19 protein-coding genes and 1 riboswitch are annotated in these 24,770 nt (G+C 44.9%); of the genes, 3 read left to right on the forward strand and 16 right to left on the reverse strand.

Annotation, left to right across the window (positions count from 1 at the left end; genetic code table 11):
* Positions 1–33 precede the first annotated feature (33 nt).
* The 4 genes from hflX to L0M98_RS10100 form a co-directional block, all read right to left on the reverse strand.
* Entirely contained in the window at positions 34–1,254 is a 1,221-nt protein-coding gene (gene hflX, locus L0M98_RS10085) for a GTPase HflX (protein ID WP_099290900.1), read from the reverse strand.
* Between the two features lie 63 nt (positions 1,255–1,317).
* Positions 1,318–2,004: an energy transducer TonB gene (locus L0M98_RS10090; RefSeq protein ID WP_099290899.1), complete on the reverse strand. Its 687-nt coding sequence runs from the start codon at positions 2,002–2,004 to the stop codon at positions 1,318–1,320.
* Positions 2,005–2,200: 196 nt separating this feature from the next.
* Entirely contained in the window at positions 2,201–2,884 is a 684-nt protein-coding gene (locus tag L0M98_RS10095; protein WP_227215721.1) for an energy transducer TonB, read from the reverse strand.
* Between the two features lie 202 nt (positions 2,885–3,086).
* Positions 3,087–3,782, reverse strand: a complete 696-nt coding sequence (locus tag L0M98_RS10100) for an energy transducer TonB (RefSeq protein ID WP_227215720.1) — start codon at positions 3,780–3,782, stop codon at positions 3,087–3,089.
* 222 nt (positions 3,783–4,004) lie between these two features.
* On the opposite strand from L0M98_RS10100, the gene L0M98_RS10105 reads away from it, so the two are divergent.
* Positions 4,005–4,682: a 4'-phosphopantetheinyl transferase family protein gene (locus tag L0M98_RS10105; protein WP_227215719.1), complete on the forward strand. Its 678-nt coding sequence runs from the start codon at positions 4,005–4,007 to the stop codon at positions 4,680–4,682.
* 185 nt (positions 4,683–4,867) lie between these two features.
* Here L0M98_RS10105 and L0M98_RS10110 read toward each other — a convergent pair whose 3' ends face one another.
* From L0M98_RS10110 to cobI, 12 genes are all read right to left on the reverse strand, one after another.
* Complete coding sequence (locus tag L0M98_RS10110) at positions 4,868–5,947, reverse strand: thioredoxin family protein (RefSeq protein WP_227215718.1); 1,080 nt, start codon at positions 5,945–5,947, stop codon at positions 4,868–4,870.
* Between the two features lie 2 nt (positions 5,948–5,949).
* Complete coding sequence (locus L0M98_RS10115; RefSeq protein ID WP_227215717.1) at positions 5,950–7,017, reverse strand: TlpA family protein disulfide reductase; 1,068 nt, start codon at positions 7,015–7,017, stop codon at positions 5,950–5,952.
* 69 nt (positions 7,018–7,086) lie between these two features.
* On the reverse strand, positions 7,087–8,280 hold the full coding sequence (locus L0M98_RS10120) for a hypothetical protein (RefSeq protein ID WP_227215716.1): 1,194 nt from the start codon (positions 8,278–8,280) through the stop codon (positions 7,087–7,089).
* Positions 8,281–8,293: 13 nt separating this feature from the next.
* Positions 8,294–9,751 carry a RagB/SusD family nutrient uptake outer membrane protein gene (locus tag L0M98_RS10125; RefSeq protein WP_227215715.1) on the reverse strand — a complete coding sequence of 486 codons (1,458 nt, stop codon included), beginning with the start codon at positions 9,749–9,751 and terminating at the stop codon, positions 8,294–8,296.
* A gap of 120 nt (positions 9,752–9,871) precedes the next feature.
* Positions 9,872–13,483 (reverse strand): SusC/RagA family TonB-linked outer membrane protein, encoded by a 3,612-nt coding sequence (locus L0M98_RS10130; protein WP_227215714.1) that lies wholly within the window; start codon positions 13,481–13,483, stop codon positions 9,872–9,874.
* Positions 13,484–13,532: 49 nt separating this feature from the next.
* Positions 13,533–14,663, reverse strand: coding sequence for a FecR family protein (locus tag L0M98_RS10135; protein ID WP_227215713.1), 1,131 nt, complete (start codon positions 14,661–14,663; stop codon positions 13,533–13,535).
* An 83-nt stretch (positions 14,664–14,746) separates the two neighbouring features.
* Entirely contained in the window at positions 14,747–15,313 is a 567-nt protein-coding gene (locus tag L0M98_RS10140) for an RNA polymerase sigma factor (RefSeq protein WP_227215712.1), read from the reverse strand.
* A 99-nt stretch (positions 15,314–15,412) separates the two neighbouring features.
* On the reverse strand, positions 15,413–16,777 hold the full coding sequence (locus tag L0M98_RS10145; protein ID WP_227215711.1) for a peroxiredoxin family protein: 1,365 nt from the start codon (positions 16,775–16,777) through the stop codon (positions 15,413–15,415).
* Between the two features lie 290 nt (positions 16,778–17,067).
* Complete coding sequence (locus L0M98_RS10150; RefSeq protein ID WP_227215710.1) at positions 17,068–18,057, reverse strand: aspartate-semialdehyde dehydrogenase; 990 nt, start codon at positions 18,055–18,057, stop codon at positions 17,068–17,070.
* Between the two features lie 410 nt (positions 18,058–18,467).
* Positions 18,468–20,171 (reverse strand): lipid A phosphoethanolamine transferase, encoded by a 1,704-nt coding sequence (locus tag L0M98_RS10155; protein ID WP_227215709.1) that lies wholly within the window; start codon positions 20,169–20,171, stop codon positions 18,468–18,470.
* A 16-nt stretch (positions 20,172–20,187) separates the two neighbouring features.
* Positions 20,188–21,333: a BamA/TamA family outer membrane protein gene (locus L0M98_RS10160; RefSeq protein WP_227215708.1), complete on the reverse strand. Its 1,146-nt coding sequence runs from the start codon at positions 21,331–21,333 to the stop codon at positions 20,188–20,190.
* 88 nt (positions 21,334–21,421) lie between these two features.
* Complete coding sequence (gene cobI, locus L0M98_RS10165; protein ID WP_227215707.1) at positions 21,422–22,138, reverse strand: precorrin-2 C(20)-methyltransferase; 717 nt, start codon at positions 22,136–22,138, stop codon at positions 21,422–21,424.
* Positions 22,139–22,323: 185 nt separating this feature from the next.
* Positions 22,324–22,518, forward strand: a riboswitch (cobalamin riboswitch).
* A gap of 21 nt (positions 22,519–22,539) precedes the next feature.
* Between cobI and L0M98_RS10170 the strand changes: the two genes are divergently transcribed.
* Together L0M98_RS10170 and L0M98_RS10175 are read left to right on the forward strand one after the other, a co-directional pair.
* Positions 22,540–23,694 (forward strand): ABC transporter substrate-binding protein, encoded by a 1,155-nt coding sequence (locus tag L0M98_RS10170; protein ID WP_370645639.1) that lies wholly within the window; start codon positions 22,540–22,542, stop codon positions 23,692–23,694.
* Between the two features lie 33 nt (positions 23,695–23,727).
* Complete coding sequence (locus L0M98_RS10175; RefSeq protein WP_370645640.1) at positions 23,728–24,744, forward strand: iron chelate uptake ABC transporter family permease subunit; 1,017 nt, start codon at positions 23,728–23,730, stop codon at positions 24,742–24,744.
* Positions 24,745–24,770 lie beyond the last annotated feature (26 nt).

The raw sequence follows: 24,770 nt of genomic DNA on the forward strand, positions 1-24,770 counted from the left end.
ATAAGGGTTTTACGGTTAAAACAGTTGCCCGAACTATTCTTCTTCGTATTCTTGATACAGGAAATCGTTGAAAGGGAAACGTGCGGAATGGATATCTTTCACGATATCGTATAGTTTTTCCTTTAGTTCATCAATGTTCTCTTTCCCCTTTGCCGAGATATAGACCGTTTCCCCGCCCTGCTTGGACATCCACATTTGTTTCAGGTCATCCAGACTGTAATTTTTGCGCTCAATGGGTGTCAGGTCGTCTTCGTCTTTTTTCGTGTAGGTAAAGGCGTCTATTTTATTGAACACGGTGATCGTTGGTTTCGGGGTATCTATGAGTTCGCTCAAAGTCTCATTTACAATCCTTACCTGATCTTCGAATTGAGGGTGTGATATGTCTACTACATGGAGAATCACATCGGCTTCTCTCACCTCGTCCAGAGTCGATTTGAAGGACTCTACCAGATGATGGGGAAGTTTACGAATAAATCCTACCGTGTCGGCTAAAAGAAACGGTACGTTCTTTATAGCGATTTTCCGGACGGTTGTATCGAGCGTGGCAAAGAGTTTGTTCTCCGCGAACACTTCCGATTTGCTTAAAAGATTCATCAAGGTGGATTTGCCGACATTGGTATATCCCACGAGAGCCACACGTACCAGTTTACCCCGGTTCTTGCGCTGCGTGACCATTTGTTTGTCGATCTTTTCCAGTTGTTCTTTCAAGCGGGTAATTTTATCCCGGATGATGCGTCGGTCGGTCTCTATTTCCGTTTCCCCGGGACCGCGTAGACCGATACCTCCTTTTTGTCTTTCCAAGTGAGTCCACATACCTGTCAGTCGCGGGAGTAAATACTGGTACTGGGCAAGTTCCACTTGGGCTCTTGCTTCTGCGGTACGGGCTCTTTTAGCGAAAATGTCAAGGATCAGGTTCGTGCGGTCGAGGACTTTCCTGCCTTTTAATTCCCGTTCGATATTCCGGAGTTGTGTCGGGCTGAGTTCATCGTCGAAAATAATCAAGTCAATGTCGTTTTCTTCAACATAGTTTTTGATTTCTTCCAGCTTACCCTTCCCTACGAAAGTTGCCGTTACCGGTTTATCCAAATTTTGTGTGAATATTTTCACGGTTTCCGCTCCTGCTGTCTCTGCCAGAAAAGCGAGTTCGTCCAAGTATTCGCACATGGTATCGTAGCTGATATTTTCTGATTGTAGTGCTACGCCTACAAGAATTGCTTTTTCTGCTTCTTTTTTCGTGTAAAAATAATCGCTCATATATAAGGAAAAGAAAGGGCTGACGATGAACGACAGCCCCTTTATTAGTTTAAAGTGTCTTTCTTACTGTAATCTGAAGTTGATAGGTACAGTGTAAGATACTCGTACGGGTTTACCTCTCTGTTTTCCGGGTTTCCATTTCGGCATGGATTTTACCACGCGAACGGCTTCTTTATCCAGAGAAGGGTCAACACCTCTCAATACTTTCACGTCAGTGATGCTACCGTCTCTCTCGATCACGAATTGTACGGTAACTCTACCTTGGATATTGTTTTCTTGTGCAATAACCGGGTATTTCACGTTTTTACCTAACCATTTATTAATATCTCCCGGGAACGTGGGCATATCCTCTACTACTTGGAAAATATCTTCCTCACCGTAATCCCCTTCATCATAACCGGTTCCGTCATAGTCATAGCTATAATCAGTGCGGTTTTCCACGTTAGCTTCCACGTCTTCGATTTCCAGTTCTTCATCGATATCCAATTCTTGGTCAACGATCTCGATCAAGTCTGTTAACTTGGGAGCTGGAGGAGGAGGTGGAGGCGGTTTCATCATCTGTTGGGTAATTGGAATGATTTCCTCTTCCACGGGCTCTTCGGCTACGGTAACGAAACCTTCTTCTACTTTCGTGTTGGCTTTCCAGTTGAAAGCGCAAAGTAGAATACCTAGAGCCACTACCAGACCGATCTCGAAGAAAATACCTTTCTTTCCTTCTAGGTCTGCCTTAGGTGTTTTTTTGATTTCCATGTTATTAGTTTAATATTATAAGCTCTATATTTCTTCAATTTGCGTCGGTAAAAATAATCAAATTCGGTATAAACCACAATAGTTCTCTTCTTTTTTTTGAAGAAAATGTTAAATATAGGATTGATTTTCCTTTAAATATTCTTAAATAAAAGAGACTGTCAATACTGATAGTCTCTTTTCCAGAAGGTATTGGATTTTATTGTAATCTGAAATTGATCGGTACCGTGTAAGATACTCTTACGGCTTTACCTCTTTGTTTGCCGGGTTTCCATTTGGGCATGGATTTTATCACGCGAACGGCTTCTTTGTCCAATGAAGGATCGACAGACCTCAATACTTTCACGTCGGTGATGCTTCCGTCTCTCTCGATCACGAATTGTACGCTTACTTTACCTTGAATATTGTTTTCTTGAGCGATAACCGGATATTTCACGTTTCGGCTTAACCATTTGTTAATGTCTCCCGGGAATGTGGGCATATCCTCCACTATTACGAAGATGTCAGGTTCGTACCCGTCGTCATCGTATCCGTTTCCGTTTTCGGTATAAGAATAATTTGTCTGATTCTCCACGTCCGCTTCGACATCTTCGATTTCTAATTCGTCGTCAATGTCCAGTTCTTGGTCAACGATCTCGATCAGATCGGTTAATTTAGGGGCTGGTGGAGGGGGTGGGGGAGGTTTTAAGTACGAATGAGTGATCGGGATGATTTCTTCATCCATAGGTGTATCTATCACGGTATTGAAACCTTCTTCTACTTCGGTGGTCGCCTTCCAGTTGAAAGCGCAAAGTAGAATACCTAGAGCAACGACCAAACCGATCTCGAAAAAGATACCTTTCTTCCCCTCGAGGTTTGCCTTGGGTGTTTTTTTGATTTCCATATTCTTGCTGTTTAGATTCTGTAACTCTCGCGTAATGTATCTGTAAAGATAATAAAATTTAGTGGCAAATGCAAATTTTTCGCTCTTTTTTTTATTGAAAATGTTAGATTTAGCTTCATGAATAAAGAGAAGTAAAAAAGGACAACCACTTGGATTGTCCTTTTTCGGGATGTTCGTATTGTATGTAAATCACTGTATGTTTCTAGTAACTGATGCGGAATGTGATAGGGATAGTAAATTTTACCCTTACGGTCTTATCTCTTTGCATTCCCGGTTTCCATTTCGGCATGGAGTTTACCACTCGAAGTGCTTCGCGATCCAAGTCCGGATGAACGGATCTTAACACTTTCGCGGCAGTAATGCTACCGTCTTTTTCAACGATAAATTCAATAAATATTTTTCCTTGAACTCCGCTTTCTCTTGCTCTTTCCGGGTAATTTAAGTTTTTCCTAAGCCATTTGTTTAAATCTCCGTTAAATTTGGGCATGAGCTCCGGGTTAAGAAATGGTATAGTTTCATCAAATTCTTCATCTCCCGTACCGGTCGAATATTGATCTTCTATACCTTCAATGCCGTTTATAGAACCGTTTTGACTTTCGGTAACGTCAATGATGTCCGGATCATCCAATTCCAATTCCTCGTTCACGATGTCGATATAATCGATCGGCATCATTTTGATTTTGGGTAACGGTCTGGATGCTTGTTGAGGTACTACTATCGGAAGAACGTCATCTTCAATGATATCTGCGTCCACGAGAATGATTTCTTTTGTTTCTTCTTGGTAGAATTTTGTCTCAAAGGCAAAAAACACGACTGCAAGAGCTATAACAAGCCCTATCTCGCGGAAAATAAACCGCTTGTTTTCCAAATTGGAACGGGATGTTTTTTTTGCTTCCATGACCTTGCGTTTTTAAAATGTTATTTAAACGTTAATTTGATGTTTCAAAAGTAGAAGATAAAAATGATATAAACAAGTTTTTGAACCAGAAATGTGAATATTTTCTTAAATTTTTAAGCGGTGTATTTTAAAATAACGTTAAGAGTCCCGTATTTATTAGGTTTTCTGGAATATTTGTTCATCGGAAAGAGGTGTTATTTATATCTTTTCTAACTTTGCATCATGATAAAAGTATTATTTATCCGGGTTCCGTCAGATGAAATGTATGACGAGGTGTTCACTTCTTTGCAAGATAAAGTGTCGGAAGAGTGTTTGGTTGAGGCGGGGAGCTTTAGAAATAAGGGTGTTGCCATACGTCGGGTACTTGGCGAAGCCTTGGCGGTTTTCGCGTTAAGGAAATATTTCGGGATGTCCTTCGGGAGTTATCGGTTTGCCCGGGGGGAGAAAGGCAAACCTTTTGTTGCGGATCGGGAGGATGTTTTTTTTAATATTTCTCATTCGGGAGTTTACGTGGTCTGTGCCGTTTCCGACGGGGAGATCGGTGTGGATATTGAAAAGCGGTCGAAGGCGAGAATGGAGGTTGCCGGGCGTTTCTTTCACGTGCGGGAAGTACGGGAATTGGAAGTTGCTTCCGGAGTTGAACAAGATAAATTGTTCTACGATTACTGGTCGGTCAAGGAGAGTTTCCTTAAATATACCGGTACGGGATTAACCCGCCCGTTGAATAGTTTTGTCGTGCGGTTTTCAGATGGAAAAATTTCATTGTCAGAGGGAACGAGGGAATTGCCTTTGTATGTTTATCCTTGTTTGATAGATACTGGTTATGCTTGTTATGTTTGCGGAGAATATAATGAGAAGCCTGCACTCTGTGCCGTTTCCTTACAAGAATTGATATGTTGAGTGGTTCGAAAGAATGAGAGCGTGTCAAAACACGCCCTCTCGTCCATAAGGTCTAAATGTCCATCATGTCGTAAGGCCAAATACACAAGTGATCAATATATTATGATGTTGTCCATCAGAGTATTATCAAATTACTGACTTTATAGACTAGAGGTGTGTTTTGACACATCCTAAATGCCGAGTATCTATCCTTTTGAAAGGCTTGCCATAATTCGGTTTATTTGATTTTTATTTTCGGGTTGAACACGTTTACTTATTTCCTGCAAACAGGTGCGAGTTTTTTCCAATTGTTGTTGATTGGCGATTTGTTCGAAATTTTTTAATTCTTGCAAAACGCTTACGAGTTCTTGTTCGTCCGGGAGTTGTTGAGGCAGACTTTGTAGCACTTTGAGGATTTCGTTGACCCGGTTGGTCTGTTTGTTGTTGATGATTTGCCGGAATAACATACTGTATCTTAATGCTCGTGCCCCTTTGTAATTATCCTTTTCCAGTTGTTTTAGATCTGTCATCCGGCTGTCGAAATTCATTTTCATCATTTTCATCATACGAAATTCATTTTTGTACGTGTTCATGATTTTAGTTTCTACCTCTTGGTGTCCCAGTTTTCTGCTAAATGCTTTTCGGTTGTTCATGAGATAGCGGAAAACTGGGATGTCGATACTTTCAATTGCATTTTTAATGAGATTCCAGTTCTCTGGTTTGCATAACTCGTTGACACCTAGTGAGGGCATCGTTCCGCTCAAAACCTCTTGTAACTGTTTTTTATCGTGTATTTGCAGAAAAGCGATGTATTCTTTTAAAAAGGAATCGCTTCGTTCTCCCTTCTCGTATTGTTGTTTCATTTCGGCCAACTTTACCACATTTTTGACTTTCTGCACGAAATCGTCTTCAGGTTTGGATACCGCACCACCATCCATACGACAGAAAAGGCTTCCGTCATGATTTAAGATCAGATAAGTCGGATAGATTTGTACTTGATATTTTTTTGCGATATCAATTCCTTCTCCTTCCTGCATATCCTTCATGATGCAGATGTAATTACTGTTAAAATAGTCGCCGCATTCTTTCAGCGGGAAGATGAAATTGACCATGTATTTGCATGGTCCGCAGGTCTTTGTGTAGCAATCGATGAATAATTTTTTCCCTGTTTGTTTCGATTTTGCCAATGCTTCATCAAAAGTTAGGTCTTCAAAATTTGTTCCTTCTTGGGCGATGCTGTTTCCAGCAAGGCATAATAGCAAACTGATAAGGTAAATGAATTTCATGGTTATTGTTTTAACGTGTTTAGTATTAATTCTTTCATTTCTTTACCGGGACCGGGGGCAAATGTAGTCACGATCTGTCCCTTTTTATCTATGATGAAATAACGAGGAACGCCAACCACGTGGTATTCCGTTTCAAAATGGGAGTTCTCCGAGGGAGCCGAGATTAAATTCAGCATGTCGGTCATGTTATTTTCTTCAATAGCCTTCAGCCATTTACCGTGGGCACTTTTGCGGTCAATCGAGACGGTAATAAATATAATGTTTTCATTTTCTTTGAATTCGTCTTTTAGCTGCATGAATTGGGGCATTTTTTTGATACAATTACAGCACCATGTGGCCCAAATATCTACTACAATTACTTTCCCTTTGAAATCAGCGAACGTGTATACCTTGCCATTTGTGTCTTTCAAGATGGATAAGGGAGCGGGTTTGCCTTTGGTAAGGGAGGCGTATTGTGAGTATAGTTTTAATATCTCTTGTTTTAACGGGGAATCAGCCACGTGTGATTCTATGATTGATTGTAACTCGATAATTTCTTCCGGACAACCGTTGTTTTGCATGAGAAATTTCATCTTTTCCAAATAAATGTCGTGTAGTAATTTGTTGCTGTGGGAAAAAATATCTTTTAATTTGGCGTAATCGTTGTGATTGAGGGGTCTCGCGGGGAATAACGTGGACATGGAAATACCATCTCTCGCGGCATCAAATGACTCTCCTTTTTTCAACGCTTGGAGCATGTAATAATAATCGGCGAACTTTGCAGTACCGTATTGACTCATAAAGGCGGTTACGATGGAATCTTCGATATTTATTCGGGGAAGGTGCTCCAATAGTAAGGCAATATCTTGTGCTTTACCCCGTTGTGAGATAATGTAAGTTCCTCCTTGCAGGATGAAGTGGCAGCTGTTCCATAAGTTGTTTTTCGAATGCTTGGGGCGGCAACTTGGATAAGCGGTCAAAATTTCTTGGGCAGAAGAGAAAGAGTCTTTCTGTTTTTCCGTCGCTTGGGGCGTTTGAGCAGAAGAAACAAGGGTGAAAAATAACGTAAGAATAGATAATACAGATTTCATGTGGAATTTTAGTGTAATAATTGATAATGTAAAAGGGGGCGTGTGGGTTTATCCCCACACGCTTGATATTTATTCTTTCGGTCCGTTTACAATACCGTCGATATCGAATCCTAAATCTTTCATGTGTTTCACAACTAGGTTGAATTTCTCGTTAACCAAGGGATAAGTTTCCAGTGGATATTTTTTCTGAAATTCTTCTTGAGTGTACCAAAGAGCGGCTCTTAAATAAGTTATGAAGTAAACGTAAGATTTGTTTGTAGTTTTTTCTTCTGAATAAGAACTTGTTTCTAGGGTATACATACTGAGATAGGATAAAGGTGAAGAAAAATGGATTGGCGGTCTGTTGTTAGGTGCATGCGTGAATGTTGGATTTATTCGTTCGATAAAACCGCGGGTGATAAAATAATCTTTATCATCTTTGTAGAGAGTATTTGTGTAATATTTTGTCTTGAAATCAATGCCATCCTCCATATTGGCAGGTTCATCAAGAACTCCTTCCATTAATGCTGCAATAAACATGTTTGCCAAGAATGTACAGCGTTTGATTTTATAGGCATTCTTGTCTTTATTAGCCATTTCCGATGCGGTAAAGGATACTGCCCAATAATCGAATCCATCCGTTTTCAAGGCAACAAAATTTGGATCTACCGGAGTTGTTCCGGTCCCTGTTCCGGTTCCCGTTCCAGTCCCTGTTCCGGTTCCCGTTCCAGTCCCTGTTCCGGTTCCCGTTCCGGTCCCTGTTCCGGTTCCCGTTCCGGTCCCTGTTCCGGTTCCCGTTCCCGTTCCGGTTCCCGTTCCGGTCCCTGTTCCGGCTCCCGTTCCGGTCCCTGTTCCAGTTCCCGTTCCAGAGCCACTTCCGGAATCTTCTGCTACTTTTCTAAAATTATCTAGCATATAAATTTTGACAGGTAAAGCATATTGTGCTATTTCCGGAGTAATGAAATTGAAAACATGCAGTTTGAAGAAATTGATATAAAATTCTGCTTGTTCATCATTCAAGTCATTTCCGGTATAGAGAGCACCGCTACCAATGGATTGCCATTGGCGGTTCAAGTCATAGTCGGTAATATCCTTGTATAATAGGTATACTTGATATTTTTCGTGGATTTCTTCTGCATCATGGTCCCAAGGATTATCGCCTTGCGGGAATTCGAATCGAAGCGTGGAATAGTTACCCGAGGGAGTCACCGGGTCCTCGCTATAGCATCCTGTTGACAGGGCAATCAGGCCTGCTGCGAATATCGATAATAGTTGTTGTTTCATATACGTCTCTATTTTAGTTGATTGTTGTAACATTTCCAATGCGCGGAGCTTCTGCTAATGGATTTTGATGTAAATAAGCATTCAATTCCAAGGCTGTTGCGGGGAGCGGCAAGGTATAGCTCGGATCGTTTTTTTGTAGCGTGTACACTATTTTCGTATTTTCATCCTGATACCATGTGTGTTGAATTTCCGGCATACCCCAACGGCGTAGGTCGAACCAGCGGTGGTCTTCAAAACACAGTTCTCTACGTCGTTCTTCCCTGATAAAAGTGATTAAATCTTCCGTGTTGGAGATATTCGTCTTTTTGTAATCTTCCGGTGCAAATCGTTTTATGCGCAATTCTTCTAAAGCTCTGATTGCTTCGCTTTGAGCTGTGGCATCGCCTTGTTGTGCCAACATGGCTTTTGCCTCGCAATAGTTCAAGTAAGCTTCTGATAGACGTAAACTTCTTCCGAATGTTAAAATAGCATTGGTCACGGGTTGATAATAATAGCTTGAACTCATGGCGACTTTACCGAATGCTTGGTACATATGTTCCTCTTCGTTGGGTGCAGTGTACCAACTGCGGCTGATATAACGGGTTCTACGTAAATCGGTGGACTCAAAGCTGTTTAGTAATGTTTTTGAAGCTCGAAAATACGAATGTTCTCCATCTATATTGCGTCGGTTGTATAACCAATCCACGCAGTCACCTACGCTGAAATATGGGAAGATTGTTTCCGTTGAGACGTTATACGAGTGGTAAGTTGCGTAAACGGGAAATCCGTATGAATTTACATTTGCGATCGAGTTCAAGTCCAGCAAATGGAAATTCTTATTCAACATCACGGAGTCTGCATAGGTTGCGGCTTTTTCCCACTCTTCCATGTACAGGTAAATTCTGGAAAGTAGTAAATGCACCATCGGAAGGCTGGTTCGATAGTTTGCCTCCCATTGTTGCTCCTCCGGAAGCATATGGTAGAGACGTCCTGCTGCCTGTAAATCCGTGATTATTTGCTCGTATACCTCCTTGACGGAACTTCTTGCCAAATTCTTTAACTCTACTCCACTGTTCAATTTTAAGGGTACGCCCATGGCATCCTTGTCATGATTGTAAGGAGCGCCGAAAATGTTGACAAGATTCAGGTAGTAGAAAGCGCGTAATGTTAATGCTTGTGCCCTCACGGAATGCTCCATGTTAAGATTGTTATCATTATTCATTTCGTCAATGTAATCCAGTACGGCGTTCGCCCCGAGGATCAATTCGTAGAAATTTTTATAGGTAGAGATATTTAAGCTCCCCGCTTCTAGCATTTGTTCGTACATCTTGGGTTGCCAGCTAAAAGGAGCCAACCAAAGGTTGGGATTGGTACCTTCTCTCGGTTTTTGATAGGGGGCTCCGTCTACATCATCGTCCAGTAGGCCGAGAAATATGTTTAATCCTGTCATGTCTGAACGGGGATAAGCTTCGCCCAACAATAATTCGTTCATTGATGTAATATCTTTGGGAACGAATTCGCTTTTGGCTTTTGGTTCTAGAAAATCACCGCAGCCCCAAAGAAAACTTGCTAAAAGTATAAATATAATGAATTGTTTCATAGTTTCTATTGATTAAAATCCGAGACTCAAGCCAAAGGAGAATACTTTGGGCATAACACTTTGTGAAGAATTGCTACTTAATTCGGGGTCGAATCCGTTGAAGCGTTTGCTGGCGATGACAAACGGGTTGCTTACCGCTGCGCTGACGCTGAATGAAGTTGCCCCGAACTTTTGACACAACTTTTGAGACATATTCCATGAAAGGGAAATGGAGGTACAACGGAAGAATGAGGCATTCACAACCATCGCGTCCGAATTCGCCCACATGCTATACCGTGAATTCGAGATATTACCGTCCGGTGTTGCTAAATTAAATATATTGTCCACGGAAGTGTACAATGCCGGAATGATAGTGGATTGCTCATCTCCCGGTTTCTTCCAGCGTTTGTTCAAATCTTTGGATAGATTGTTGAGCGGGCTGGGCAATTTGCCGTTGCTGAAATCCGAGTATGGATTAGGCAAACGTTTCTTGGCACCCACCAAAGCGGAGAAATAAGCCGACAACTGCAATGATTTGTAACGGGCACTGGTATTGAAACCTCCAGTGAAATAGGGATCTTTCGAACCGGAATAAACCAAGAATGTAGTAGGATCTATTTCAGGATCGGCGGTCTCGTAATCGATGAAATTGAACTCCGGGTAACCGTTTTCAGGATTCAAGCCAGCGAAAGAATACGACCAGAAAGCTCCTAGCGGATAGCCTTTTTTCAAAGGACGATTACCACTCCCACTGATGAATGAGGTTTTCGTGAGTTTATTCACCTTGGTCGTCACGTCGTCGCTTTGCGATGAGTTCCAGTTCTTGGAAGCGTTGAAACCGACAGTCCAAACAAAGTCTTTTCGTTTGTAGGGAGTTATGTTTATGGAGAATTCCACTCCTTCGTTCTTGATGCGTCCGCCGTTCAAAAGCAATGAGGGCATACCGTACTCTTCTGCCACGTTTTCCGAGAGGAACGTGTTCGAACGTCTACCGTAATATTCGAAGACCATGCTAATGCCCTTGAATAATTGCATGTCCAAACCGAAATTCCATGTACGGGTACGCTCCCATTTCAAATAAGGATTGGGAATACTGGATATGGTGATATTGTATTCATTATACCCGGCAAGAACTCCTTGCTGGCGGCAAATCAAATCGGGACTGATCGTGGTGACCACGTATCCCTGTATTCCGTACGTGGCACGCAGATTCAATTGGTTGAGCCAAACAATATTATCCTTGATAAAGTTTTCTTCTGCCATTCTCCACGAGAAGCCGAAAGAGTAAGTCGGGTCGAATCTTTTCCGGGAATCTTGCCCGAAACGGTTGGAACCGTCGCCGCGGATATTTGCGTTTAGCACATAACGATCTTTCAGAGCATAGGCAATCGTACCGAAAAAGGACAATGAATTGTTCGTAATGGTCGTGTTTTTCCAACCACCATCTGTGAAAAGGGTTTCGAAAGCAGCCCAGTCCCCGACATTGCTATAAGATATAGGGATAATTTGGGAGGGAGCCGTCGGTTTTACTAGAATTTCGCCTCGTTCCGGGACGTACCCCCATACGGTATTGGTGTTGTTTTTATTGACATTGGAGGTGAGCTCAACCGCCAGCATGGCATTCAGTCGGTGGATGTCGTTAAACGTGCGTGAAATGCTCACCTTGTGCTGCATGTTGTAATTGGTCGCGTTAGTGGTGTTAGTCGTCAATTGACCTCCATAAGGCAACATGGCGGCATTGAATTTATCGGAATTAGGTCGTTCCGTTCCGTAATCGTACCCCCGGTAATTACTGGCAATGTATTTCGTTTTTTCTCCGGCATAAGCGTTGGAATGGTTACTGGTGGTGGAAATGCTACCGACAAATGAGTACTTCAACCAATTAGTGATATCCCAATCTAGGTTGACCGTTGAACTTATGCGGGTATTTTTGTTCTTGGAATAGCTGTTGTCAAATTCATTCATGAAATTGAAACCGTATTGCAAAGTCCCTTTTTCCAATCCGTTCCAAGTGTACGAGCCGTATTCCTTGTAAAATACAGGGGCACCGTTTTCCTCGAAGGCGGGAACAGCTCTACTGGTATTCGTGGCGTACGAGAGCGGCGATACGCCGGGACCGAATCCCTTCCCGTTGTTTATGCTGGCGTTCATGTTGAACGTTACTCTTACTTTTTCCCACAGTTGGGATGTAACATTCAAACGGGAGGTAAATTGGTTTAATTCATCACCGATTTCAATACCACGGCTATTGTTATACCCGAATGAAGCATTGTAGGTAGTTTTCTTTGAGCCGCCGGAAATACTTAGATTGTGGTTATGGCTGAAGGAATTGCGTGTCAGCAAATCGAACCAGTCCGTGTTGCATGACTCCAGCCATTCCATGTAGTGCGTGAATTCGCTTTCGGAGATTTTACGTTGGTTATACAATGCCATCAAACCCTCGTAAGTGTAAATCTGGGGCAGCGGATCAGATTGGTATCGAGCGCCGGCATCATAAGCCTCTTTGCTGAACTGGATGCGTTCTTTGGAGTTCATGAGGTTAAACATTCCGTAATTCGGACGTGCCCGCATCGAGAAGTTCACGGAGTAGCGGACACTCGTTCTTTCCGTTTTGCCTTGCTTTGTCGTGATAACGATAACCCCGTTGGACGCCTTCGAACCGTAGATGGCTGTTGCCGAAGCATCTTTCAGTACAGTGATGGTCTCGATATCTGCCGGATTTAACCATGAAATTTGGTTCCCGATTAAATTCTTCAAATCAGAGGCAATGTATTGGGTAGCATCAATGTCAAGCGGGTCTGCCTGAATGATTCCGTCTACCACCCACAACGGGTCGGTATTACCTAGAAGTGTGGAACGACCGCGGATAGTGATCTGCGGTTTGCTACCTACGCGGGAAGAGCTGTTCACAACCACCATTCCCGGAATCTTGCCTTGCAGCATCTGATCGATGGAGTTGGCTCCGGGCATCAGGATATCCTCGGCCTTTACCGTGGTGAAAGAACCTACCATATCTTTGCGGGGAAGACGGTTGTAACCCGTTTCCACGACCTCCACCTCTTCCAGTTGAGTTTCGTCCAGCTTCATGACGATACGCAACGGTTTGTCGTCTTTGCACGCAACCTCCTGTCTCTGCATACCGATGAAAGTGAAAATGAGGGTTTGTTCTCCGGTGTCGGGAATTGTGATGCTGAAATTTCCGTTCACGTCCGTGGAAACGCCCACGGTTGTCCCCTTGATGAGAACTGTCACCCCGGGAAGTGGTTCCTTGCTTTCGTCAAACACGGTTCCTTTAATGACTCTTTTCGTTTGCGGTTCTTCCGATTTTTCTTTTACCACGACCACTCCCTCTACCATCGAGTAAGATAACCCGAAATGTTTCAGTACGATGTCAATGGCTTCTTTCACGGGAGTGTTCTCGACGACAAGGTCTTTACACCTTTTGTCTTTTACTTTTTCGAGGTTGTACATGAATTTAACTCCGGTTTGTTTGCGGAACTCGTTGATGACTTCCACGAAAGAGGCATCCTTGTAGTTCAAGTTTACCGTCTTGTCTTGCGCGTAGGTCTGTTTACTGCACAATAATGAAACGGATAAGAATAGAAAACTAACAAAGATGTACGCTGTTCTTTTCTTTTTTTCCATAATGTTGTTTTATTATTTGATATGATAGTCCAGTGGTATCTCTGGTATGTTATATTCCGACGATGATGTTTTTCCCTCTGACTTCGATTTTTATATCCGAGCTTTTCTCGAACATTTCGATGAATGTACTGATGTTTTTGAAACGGCTCAAATCGCCCGAAAAATGCAGGTTCTTTACTGCTTCATTCCTGTAAAATACGTGGATGTCATACCATCTTTCGAGTTGGTTCATGATGTCTTCCAGCCTCATTTCTTGGAACAGGAACATACCGTTCTTCCATGAGGTAGAGTAACGCGAGTCCACGATTTTTATTTCTTTTTGTCCGTCTTGTTTTATAACGATTTGTTGATCGGGAGTCAGGATAAACTTTTCCCCGTCGGGAGCGATGTAGGCAATTCTCCCGTTTACGAGGGTTGTTGTGGTTTCCCTGTTTCCCGGGTAATTGTTCACGTTGAATTCCGTTCCCAACACGGTGATATTACCTCTGTCTGTTTTCACGATAAAAGGAACATCCGAGTGATTGACGCTGAAATAGGCTTCTCCCGATATGGTTACTTCCCGTGTTGAATCGGTGAAATTAACCGGGTAAGTAAGTTGCGAATCGGAGTTCAGCCATACTTTGGTCCCGTCAGACAAAGTCAGCGTGAACTCCCCGCCCCGGGGTACGATCAACGTGTTGCGGATAGTCCCCGTCGGGACGAGGGTAGTCGGTTTGTACTGCAGACCTGTTGTGTCGATTTGGAGCTTTGTCCCGTTTTGTTCTATAGTTTGTCGGGTATTTCGATTCAGTTCGATTTTCTGTCCGTTGTGCGTGATTAGTAATGCCTGTTGCTTTCCGGGATGGATGTCTGATAAATATATCTCGTTGTCTTGTTTATTTTTCTGATGTTCTTGACGTGTATATATATATGTCCCCGAACCAATCAAAATTAGAATGGCAACAGCGATTCTTACATAGGTATACTTCGGCGTTATTTTTGTCGGGGTGATATTTTTGTGATAAGCTTTCAAATAATCGAACCGTTCCTGAGCCTCTATTTTCCGGCGTAGGTATCGGTCATCGGAAAATTTCCGGGCAATATCTTCCAGTCGGGAATCCTCGTGTGAGGATTGCTTTTCCTTGTTCAAGACTTGGCGAAACAGCCAATCGGATTTTTCATGTAAAGAGTTCCACTTCATGATACAGTCATTTTTGTTGTACACTATATCCCAAAAGTGGTTTGGCGGGTGACAGCTGACGTGATTTTTTTTTCTTGTCGTGATTATTTTAATATTTCCAGTAACAACAATAAACCGAAATACTCTTTTAAATTTTCTTTTATAAATAAATATGCCCTTTTTTTCTGCGTTTTGACAGTGTTAGCACTAATACCGAGTTGTGATGCGATTTCCTGAATGGAAAGCCCGTCTATGCTTAACCGTAGTATGGTTTGGCGTTGTTCGGGGAGAAGCGCTATGACCATCCGTAATTTGCGAATGACATCTTCCTCGATAGCTTGATAGAATAGATCTTCCTCCTCTTCCGCTTGCACCGAACTCCATTCCGCTTTTCGCCTGTCTTCCACTTTTTGGTCCCGGATGTATTTTAGCGTGTTGTTATACACCGAGCGGTATAGATAGGATGACAATATTTTGACGTCTTGAAAATGTAGGCTTGATTTCCAGATTGTAACCAGACATTCTTGAACAATATCTTCCGCTATGTTTGTTTCGTTTATGATAGAAGACGAGTAATTGCACAGAGCCCCGTAATAAAAGCGATACAATTCTTTCCACGCGAGTGGGTCTTTGCTGTTTATTCCTTGTATGAATTTATCGGGCTTTGTCATAATTGCAGCTGTTCTTCTATTTGCAAATAAACAAAAAACAGTAGAAATGACAAAATACAACCATGTTAATGATTGTACTTTGTCATTATATTTATTGTTTTAAAATTGCTCTGACAGGTATTTTTCAAATTCGCCGGATGAGGGTTTGGGAAGATTAATCCTTGCGATTTTCCCGTCCGGGGTGATTAATATAAATTGGAAAATAGTCTGGGGATTATAGTGGTATCCCGAGAGGAATTCCCTTGTCTTTTCCAAATACAGGTGTGTGCCTGTTTGGATATCTTTGTTCCTGATAACTTCCCTCCAATATTCATTCTTGGGTTCAATGGAAAGGTTAACCAGTTGAATATTCTTTTCCTTGAATAATGGGGTTAATTTATTAAGGTAGGAAAATTCGGCGATACAAGGAAAAACGTTCTGCCAGATATAAAGGCAGACGTACTGGTTCCGGAAATCTTTTAAGGAAAATTCTTTTCCCGTCGAGTCCCTTGCGAAGAAATCTATCGCTTCGTTACCCGGTTCAATGCGAACCCAGCTATCGTAAACGTCCGTGTATCGGGATAATAATTCCGGGTTCGTTAGTTTTTCGCGTGTTATTTTATCCAGTTCCTCTATTTGTACAATTCCGTTGCGTTGCACGTATTCATTTGCCCAAGTGGAGATGAAGTATTGAATCACTTCATCTTGTTTGAAATTTTGGGTGATATATTGTATGCGTTGTAACACGTTCTCGTAAGGCGTTGTTGCCTTAGCTTCGTTCTGTGCGTTGAGGAAAGAACACGCGTGCGTGATAAAGTTCCGGTATTCTTGAAGGTCAAGGTAATCTTTGTCTTCCTCGAGCCAGTTTTTGAGCGTGGTGTAATAATTGGCTTCGATTTCTTCTTTCTTTTGCCAGCCGTGAGCGTAAGGATAATTCAAAAGAACGGAGCCGAGTAAATATTTAATACGAGCGTGTTCCAGTTTCACGAATTTCTTGCTTGCTTTTTTCAGTGTGTTTTCGCAAGAATCTAGCAAGCGTGAATTTTCCTGTATCGCTTCTTTCAATTTTGTTTCAAATTCTGGCAAGGGCAAAGAATAAATGTTACGGGAAGGGAATACGGCTTTCCAGCGGGAGAGGTATTCCGTGATAGGAGGACGGTCCCCTGTGAGCTTGGACGTGCCGTGAAGTTTTTTACCATCGAATGTAAGGTGGATATGATCCCCTTTCTCCGCGTAAATTTGTTTGCGTTCACTGAATCCGTTGTGTAAAGTTAGGTAGATTGCCTCGGCGTTGTCTATGATACGTTCTCCGTGTTTGGCGGAGTCGAATTCAATGACTCTTACGTCATATTCTGTTGTTGATATGCCCAGCCCGATTTCCGGTAGTTCGTCGACGTCAATGGAGATTTTTATATTGTTCCCGTGACGTGGTGAGGTGGCGCAAGAGATTAGTGTGAAAAGTAAAAAGAAATAATAGCATTTCATGTTTTAGATTTTATTTAAGTGATTTACTACTTATACTAATCCCAAAAAATGCTAGAGGGTGACAGGGGAGAGAAGAAAAATTTGCAACATGGAGGTGTGTTTTGACACACCTCTAGTCTATAAAGTCCATAAGGTCGAGCCTTCGGCTCCTAAAGTCTATAAAGTCAGTGATTTGATAATACTTTGATGGTCAGTGTTATAATATACTGGTTACTTGTGCATTTGACCTTACGACATGATGGACTTTTAGACCTTATGGACGAGAGGGCATGTCGAAACACGCCCTCATGTTATACTAGATTATGCTTGTTCAAGTATTCCGCTATCTGCACGGCATTCGTGGCGGCTCCCTTGCGGAGGTTGTCGGAAACGACCCACAGGTTGAGGCTGTTCGGCTGGGAGAAATCCCGGCGGAGGCGTCCCACGAAGACCTCGTCCCGCTCGTTGGCGGTGATTGCCATGGGGTAGAGATTTTGCATGGGCTCGTCTTGCACGACGATGCCGGGGGATTGAGCCAACAGGGTGCGAACCTCGTCCAAGTCGTAGTCTTTCTCGAATTCGAGGTTGATGCTCTCGGAGTGTCCGCCCACGACGGGAACCCGCACGGCTGTGGCGGTTACTTTAATTGTGTCGTCGTTTAATATTTTGCACGTTTCGTTCACGAGTTTCATCTCTTCCTTCGTGTACCCGTTCTCGGTGAATGAGTCACAGTGCGGGAGGCAGTTGCGGTCGATGGGGTGAGCGTAGGCTTTCTTTACTTCTTTGCCTTCCCGTTCACCTTCCAGTTGGTTGATGCCTTTCAGACCGCTTCCGGTGACGGATTGGTAAGTGGATACCACCACGCGTTTGATTCCGTATTTCTTGTGCAGGGGAGCCAAGGCGACCAGCATCTGTATCGTCGAGCAATTGGGATTGGCTATGATTTTATCTTCCCGGGTCAGCGTGTCGGCGTTAATCTCCGGTATCACGAGTTTTTTCGTGGGGTCCATTCTCCACGCGGAGGAATTGTCGACCACGGTTATTCCCGCGGCGGCAAACTTGGGAGCCCATTCGAGGGAGGTGTCCCCCCCGGCGGAGAAAATAGCGATTTGGGGTTTCATGTCGATAGCGTCCTGCATTCCCATGACTTTATAGTTTTTTTCCTTGAAGGTGATTTCTTTACCCACGGAACGCTCGCTGGCGACCGGTATCAGTTCTGTTACCGGAAAATTCCTTTCTTCCAAAACCTGCAACATTTTTCTTCCTACAAGACCTGTTGCGCCTACTACTGCTACTTTCATTTCGAATGGATTTTTAATTGTTTGAAAGCCTGTTACGGCATTTCTTGTATATAAGTTAGTTGTTTTATTACCGGGTCAAAAATAGTGAATAAGCATTGCTTCGGCAATAGGAACGAGGTATTTTTTCAATATTGTGTCCCCGTGTTAAAATTGTAACAGAACGGTTGACATACCCTTCAATGCCCCTTCTTTAATCTCAATCTGTGGCACGTGCGAATTTATTGTCCGGTGAATCATCGCGAGGACAGGCATGTCGTTGGTGTTAAAAAAGCCTATTGTTTACTAAATCGTGGGCGAAGAGTGGGCAAACTGTGGGCGATGAGTAGGCGATGTCGCCTAATACCCGCCCAATACTCACCCGAAAGTCACCTGCCGGGGTTATGTAACAGTTGGTTTACAGGAGTATATCCCTAGTTTTTGCAGGAAGTGTTTACCGTGTGATCCATGCCTCGCTGTTGCACCATCTCTTTGTCTTGTTTTTTCAAACCGACTTCGTAGTAATTGATCGGGTTGTCGTGATCACCGAGGTACATACGCGGTTGTCGTTTGAAAACCGGGTTGACTAGCGAAAATTCCGGCTCGAAGTGCGAGGTGTTGATCTCGGCAAGGTTCAGCAGGGTATGGAAAATATGGTTCGTGGCAACGGGTGCGTTGCTGTTGTAGCGTGCCACTTGATAGAAATTGGGACGTGCCTCGATGTAGTTGTTCGAGAACCAGATCATGAACGGGATATGTAGCTGATAATAGGTTGGGATCGGCGAGGCGTGCAGGAAGCGTTTCCGGCTGTCGTCGAGCAGGTCTTCCCCGTGGTCGGGGGAGTAAATCATGGTGGCGTCGCTGCCGGAGGCGCGTAATATCTCGATCACGTTGTGCAGGAAATGATCCGTGTAAATGATACTGTTATCGTAGGCGTTGACGAGTTGTGCCTTGTTTTTGTATTCGATTTCGGTGGCGTCAGCCGGGGTAAAGTGAGCGAACTCTTCCGGGTAGCGTTCCTTGTAATTGAAGTGTGAACCGTAAGTGTGGAACACGATGAGGAGGTTGGCGTTTGCCAGCGAGTCGATATAATGCTGCATGAAAGGTAACATGGCTTCGTCGTAATTGTTGATCGTGATTAAACCGCCGTCCTCGGTGGGGCGGATGTTTTTGTAATAATCAGCTTCCTCGCCGAAATAGTCGGTAAACGAGCGGTTCGGTACTTGGTTGGAAAGGAACACGGTCTTGAATCCGGCTTCCTTGAAAGCGGTCACTACACTTTTTTGGGTGTACAGGCGCTCGTAATGACAGGCGTCGGCGGCAGACAGGATGAGAGGCACGCTTTTATGCGTGGTGTTCGATTGAGTGATGGCGTCTTTGTACAAGACGAGGTTAGCCTCGTTTTTCAACTTCGGGTTGGTTTCCCGTTCATAGCCCCACAAGCTCCAATTCTCGGCACGTCCGGCTTCCCCGATGACGAGGACGTATATTTCCCGGCGTTCATGGGCGGTATCCCGTGTGGCGCAGAACGTGAAGTCCTTGGAGGTGACGGGGTAATCCATGCTGCGGTTCCATTTCTTGCAGGCAAAGTAGAAGTTGTACATCACGTTCGCCGGGTAGAGGTCTGTTTTTACCTCGTAGGTGTTGTCCCGTCTTTTCTCGTAAGCGGTAAGACCGGAGCCGATGATGAGTAACACGAGTCCCCACGTGATCATTTTCCGGCGGAAAGCGGCAGGGCGGACTACCTTGTGATGGACCGCGATGGAAGCCAGCACGATGACCGGGATGTAGAGGACGCACACGATGATAATGGATGGCCAGATGTTGCCCAGCAGTTCGCCCGCCTCGGACGCGTTCGTGGTGGGCAGGTTCAGGAACATGTCCACGGCAATGACGGATTCCCCGAAGAGGTAAAATAGCACGAGTTGGAACGCGTGCAGGATAAGCATGGGGATGAGTATGAGTTGCATGAGTCCCGCCCGTTTGAAGAGCGAGAAGACGATCATGTAGATGCTCAAGGGAACAAGGATCAGGATGATCTTCCCGATCGCGGAGAGAGGTTCCGTGAATATCAGGCAGAAGTTGGGGACAAGGTTCAACACGATGAAGAGCCAGAACAGGGTTTTGCTCTTTTTCACGAAGTTGACAAGTCCTTTAGAAAGCCTCGTTAATATTGAAGTAGAATGCTTTGACGCCTTTGCCGATACCATAATCCAATCTTACGTTAATTCTGTTTTTAAATTCCCAACGGTAGCCGATGCCATAAGTGGGCAGGGTGTGGCTCCATTTAAACTTGTCCATGTCCGGAAACACGTTTCCGGCACCTGCCCACGCGGTTATGCCGTGGCGGTTGTATATTTTTTGACGGAGTTCTACTTGCGTCTGTATCAGGTCATTGTCCCGGTAGCGACCCTCGTAGTAACCTCTCATGCTGTACGAACCGCCCATCAGGGCAACCATACTCCATGGGGTGTCCCCGTAGTTGAATATTCCTTGTAATTGCGTGGCAACGATAGCTCCTTTCCACGCTTTGTGATAATACCGGAAGTCGAAGCTGGTACGCTTGAAATCCTGATCGTTACCGAGGAAGCCGGGAAAGAACTGTTGCTCCAGTTGTACGTAGATTCCCTTGTAAGGGTTCGGGATAAAATCTCTCGAGTCATACGAGATGATGATTCCGGGCCCGAAGGTGGTGACGTTCTTGGGTGCCCCGTTGAGGAAGCTGATGTCGTCGAAATCTTTCGCGTTCACGTTGCGGAACATGAGGTTGGGACCCACGTAGAGGTTGGGAGCCAGACGCCACAGGAGTTCTAGTTTGACTTGTTGTTCCAGTCGTTTATATTCGGTTTTGCGGTCTTCATGTCTGCCGGCTTCATAACCGATGCCCCAGAATTCGCTGGGGAAGGAGAAGAAGTACATGTTGGCGTTGAGCCGGAAACGGTCACGCGGGAAAATACTATTGTTCCGGATTCCCAGCAGGTAGAATCCCGTGGTGGTGATGTCTCCGTAGATGGCGACGTTGGAGGGGGAGATGGTTTTGTCGTGCCGGTCGATACGGTATAGCCCGGATGCCACGAGCCCGAGTCCCAGTTTGGTGTCGCTTGAAAAATGCGGTCCCCCGATAATGGAGAAGTCGAATCGCTTTTCTTCTTTCTCTTTGTTGGCGTCCGCGAAATAACGGTAGAACCGATGGAAGAATCCGGTCTTCACGGGTGTGGTGTCAACGGTGACCGTGTCTTGCCCGGTGGCGGAAAGCGACAGGACGCATAATAACGCGATATATAGTGTATGTCGAATCATTTCAGATTGATAAAGTTAAATTAGCATAGATTAAACAATCATTCATCTCGTGATTTCCTTGTACGCAATATTTGTGCCAATTGTTGGGTTAGCCGACAGAGATTCTTTTGGCAGGTCGTATAATCATTAGGGAAAAGTAAGGGAATTCGATTTCCACGAGGGCGTTCCGGTCGGTTTCATGTTGTTCGTTCGCGGTGCCCACGTTTTGGTAATAGTGGTATTCGGCATCCGGGTGTTGACGGATGAATTCGTGGACGGTATCGGTGCATTGCGATAATTTCATGATGACGATAACGTGGTTCGTGGTGGTGAGCTCGTGAAGTTCTTCCGGCGTTGTTTTACCCGGTAGGACGATGAGTTTTTCTTCTTGTTTCACGATATGAAGTCCCGATACCGCTCCCGCGGCGATGAACGCGGGTACTCCGGCAATGACGGAGGTGGGGATGTGCATGGAGGCGAGTTTTTCGAACATGTAGTTGCCGGAAGAGTAGAAGCCGGAATCGCCTTCGGCAGTGACGGCAACCGTTTTCCCCTCGGCAACCCGTGCCGCGATTTCGAGGCAGAGTTCATCGTAAGCCCGGTTGGCAAACGTGCGGTCTTTGGACATCGGGACGTGGAAGACTCGGATTTTACTAGCCTCGACGGGTAGGGACAGGATGATGTCCCGGGAGTATGATTTGAAAGTCCCTTCTTTGCTTTTCGTACCGGGGCAATAGATTACGTCAACTTCCTGCAAGGCTTTTAATGCCTTGACCGTTATTAACTCCGGATCGCCCGGACCGAGGGAGATGCTGATTACTTTCATAGTCTATTAAGTCTATAAAGTCCGTAAAGTCTATAAGGTCCATAAGGTCAGTTCTCGAAGTTGTCGTGATGTTTCTGGTGTTTGGGACTTTACGACTTTATGGACCTTATGGACTTTATGGACCTTTTGAACTGATTCCGGGTGCAAAAGTCGTTAAAAAACGGATACGCTCAAAATAATATTTATATATTTGCAGGCGTCTTGGTGCTTCCGTGTTGGAAGAAAAGGGAATCCGGTGAAATTCCGGGGCTGTCCCCGCAGCTGTAAAGTCGTTTCCTGCCTCGAGGGTGGGCAGATTTTTTCTATAAAACCACTGGATTGGAATCCGGGAAGGAGAAAAGATGACAAGCCAGAAAACCTGCCAGATGACACGAATGATTAATACTTTCGGAGGAAAAGAGATGAATGGATTAGTACGTTTATTGTGTATTTTGTGTGCTTGCGGAGTGTTTTGTTGCTGCAAGTCGAAAACGAGTAAGAAGTCGGTCGAGAAACAGACCGTTCAGGCGGGGAGCGATTCGATTCCCCGGGTTCGGATTAAATACGCTAAAGGGTTTTGGTTGGAGTACCGGGACGGGTATGCCGTGTTGAATGTCAAAGACCCGCAGGAGAGTAGCCACACGTGTTACCAGTACGCTTTGATTCCCCGGGGAAAGAAGGTGCAAACCCCGGCAGAGTTGCCCGTGGTGGAGGTTCCGGTACGGAGCGTGGTGTGCATGACTTCTTTGCAGTTGTCTAATTTTATCAAACTGGACGCGACGGACCGGGTGGTGGGTATCACGAGTACCCGTTTTCTTTTTAACGGGGAGATGCAGAAGCGGGTGGACGAGGGGAAGACTCGCCGTATCGGGATAGAGGGGAATTTTGATAACGAGATTATCATGAGCCTGAATCCCGACCTGATGTTGATTTCGCCTTTTAAACGCGGGGGGTATGATGCCGTGAAAGATATCGGGATTCCTCTAGTGCCGCATCTCGGGTACAAGGAGATGACTCCTCTCGGGCAGGCGGAATGGATTAAGTTCGTGGGGGTGTTGCTGGGAATGGAGGATAAGGCGGGATTGGAATTTGACCGGATAGAGAACCGGTATAATTCGTTGAAAGCGATGGTCGGTGACGTGCAACGTCGTCCCGTGGTGTTTAGCGGGGAGCTGAGAGGCGGGGTGTGGTATGCCGTGGGGGGAAAGAGTTTTCTGGCACAGCTTTTCCATGACGCGGGGGCGGATTATTTCTTGAAAGACGACCCCCGTTCGGGTGGGGTGACGTTGGATTTCGAGACGGTGTACAATCAGGCGGAGAGTGCCGACTACTGGAGAATTGCGAATAGTTTTGCCGGGGAGTATTGTTATGCCGCGTTGAAGGCGCAAGACGAGCGTTACGCTGATTTCAAGGCTTTTAAGGATAAACGTGTCATTTATTGTAACATGCGGGAGAAGCCGTTTTACGAGAGTATGCCCGCCGAACCGGAGGTGGTGCTTGCCGATATGATTCGGGTGTTTCACCCGGGGGTGTTGCCCGACCATGAACCGGTGTATTACGATTTGCTTAATAAATAAGAGTGCATGGGACGAGGGAGAAATACGATATGGATGTTTTTTATCACGGTGTCTATCGTGGTGTTTTTGTTATTGAATATGTTGTTGGGCTCGGTGGCTATCCCGTTTTCATCGGTTTGGAACGTGCTGACGGGTAGCGGGGATGAACCGGTGGCTTGGCAGAATATAATTTTGAAGTCCCGGTTGCCGCAGGCGTTGACGGCGTTGGTGGCGGGTGCGGGACTTTCTATCAGCGGGTTGCAGATGCAGACTATTTTCCGTAATCCGTTGGCGGGACCTTCCGTGCTGGGTATCAGTTCGGGGGCGAGTCTGGGGGTGGCTTTCGTGGTGTTGTTGTCCGGTAAACTGGGGGGAGTGGCTTTGAGTCGTCTGGGATTTATCGGGGAGGTGGCGCTGTCTGTTGCGGCTATCGTGGGGGCGTTGTCCGTGATGGGATTAATCGTTTTCGCTTCCCGGAAGATACGGGGGAGTGTTACTCTCTTGATTATCGGGGTGATGATAGGGTATATCGCGAATGCCGTTATCGGGGTACTGAAGTTTTTCAGCGTGGAGGAGGATATCAAGGCGTACGTGATTTGGGGATTGGGTAGTTTCGCCCGGGTTTCGGGGAACCAGATGATGTTGTTCGTGACGATTATGGCGGTGATTATCCCGCTGTCTTTTTTGTTGATTAAGTCGTTGAATCTGTTGATGCTGGGGGACGGGTACGCCCGTAATCTGGGATTGAATATCAATCGTGCCCGGGTGTGGGTGATTACTTGCTCCGGGGTGTTGACGGCGATTGTTACGGCTTATTGCGGTCCGATTATCTTTTTGGGGTTGGCGGTGCCTCACTTGTGTCGCGCGATATTCCAGACTTCAGACCACCGGATATTGATGCCGACCTCGATGCTGGTGGGGGCTTCGCTGGCGTTGCTTTGTAATCTGATAGCCCGTTTGCCGGGGTTCGAGGGGGCTTTGCCCGTGAATTCGGTGACGGCATTGGTCGGGGCGCCGGTGGTGGCGTCGGTGTTGTTCGGGAAACGGAAGAGGAATGAGGTGGAAATTTAATGATTTACGATTTATGATTTACGATT

The sequence above is a fragment of the Butyricimonas sp. DFI.6.44 genome, assembly GCF_022132345.1.
Taxonomy (GTDB): Bacteria; Bacteroidota; Bacteroidia; order Bacteroidales; family Marinifilaceae; genus Butyricimonas; species Butyricimonas muris.

Bases quoted from the DNA above. Each gene is read 5' to 3' on its own strand.
- L0M98_RS10125 (WP_227215715.1), bottom strand. From the start codon at position 9,751: ATGAACGAATTATTGTTGGGCGAAGCTTATCCCCGTTCAGACATGACA.
- L0M98_RS10095 (WP_227215721.1), bottom strand. From the start codon at position 2,884: ATGGAAATCAAAAAAACACCCAAGGCAAACCTCGAGGGGAAGAAAGGT.
- L0M98_RS10170 (WP_370645639.1), top strand. From the start codon at position 22,540: ATGAATGGATTAGTACGTTTATTGTGTATTTTGTGTGCTTGCGGAGTG.
- L0M98_RS10105 (WP_227215719.1), top strand. From the start codon at position 4,005: ATGATAAAAGTATTATTTATCCGGGTTCCGTCAGATGAAATGTATGAC.
- L0M98_RS10110 (WP_227215718.1), bottom strand. From the start codon at position 5,947: ATGAAATTCATTTACCTTATCAGTTTGCTATTATGCCTTGCTGGAAAC.
- L0M98_RS10140 (WP_227215712.1), bottom strand. From the start codon at position 15,313: ATGACAAAGCCCGATAAATTCATACAAGGAATAAACAGCAAAGACCCA.
- hflX (WP_099290900.1), bottom strand. From the start codon at position 1,254: ATGAGCGATTATTTTTACACGAAAAAAGAAGCAGAAAAAGCAATTCTT.
- L0M98_RS10160 (WP_227215708.1), bottom strand. From the start codon at position 21,333: ATGATTCGACATACACTATATATCGCGTTATTATGCGTCCTGTCGCTT.
- L0M98_RS10145 (WP_227215711.1), bottom strand. From the start codon at position 16,777: ATGAAATGCTATTATTTCTTTTTACTTTTCACACTAATCTCTTGCGCC.
- L0M98_RS10130 (WP_227215714.1), bottom strand. From the start codon at position 13,483: ATGGAAAAAAAGAAAAGAACAGCGTACATCTTTGTTAGTTTTCTATTC.
- L0M98_RS10120 (WP_227215716.1), bottom strand. From the start codon at position 8,280: ATGAAACAACAACTATTATCGATATTCGCAGCAGGCCTGATTGCCCTG.
- L0M98_RS10090 (WP_099290899.1), bottom strand. From the start codon at position 2,004: ATGGAAATCAAAAAAACACCTAAGGCAGACCTAGAAGGAAAGAAAGGT.
- L0M98_RS10175 (WP_370645640.1), top strand. From the start codon at position 23,728: ATGTTTTTTATCACGGTGTCTATCGTGGTGTTTTTGTTATTGAATATG.
- L0M98_RS10135 (WP_227215713.1), bottom strand. From the start codon at position 14,663: ATGAAGTGGAACTCTTTACATGAAAAATCCGATTGGCTGTTTCGCCAA.
- L0M98_RS10115 (WP_227215717.1), bottom strand. From the start codon at position 7,017: ATGAAATCTGTATTATCTATTCTTACGTTATTTTTCACCCTTGTTTCT.
- L0M98_RS10150 (WP_227215710.1), bottom strand. From the start codon at position 18,057: ATGAAAGTAGCAGTAGTAGGCGCAACAGGTCTTGTAGGAAGAAAAATG.
- cobI (WP_227215707.1), bottom strand. From the start codon at position 22,138: ATGAAAGTAATCAGCATCTCCCTCGGTCCGGGCGATCCGGAGTTAATA.
- L0M98_RS10100 (WP_227215720.1), bottom strand. From the start codon at position 3,782: ATGGAAGCAAAAAAAACATCCCGTTCCAATTTGGAAAACAAGCGGTTT.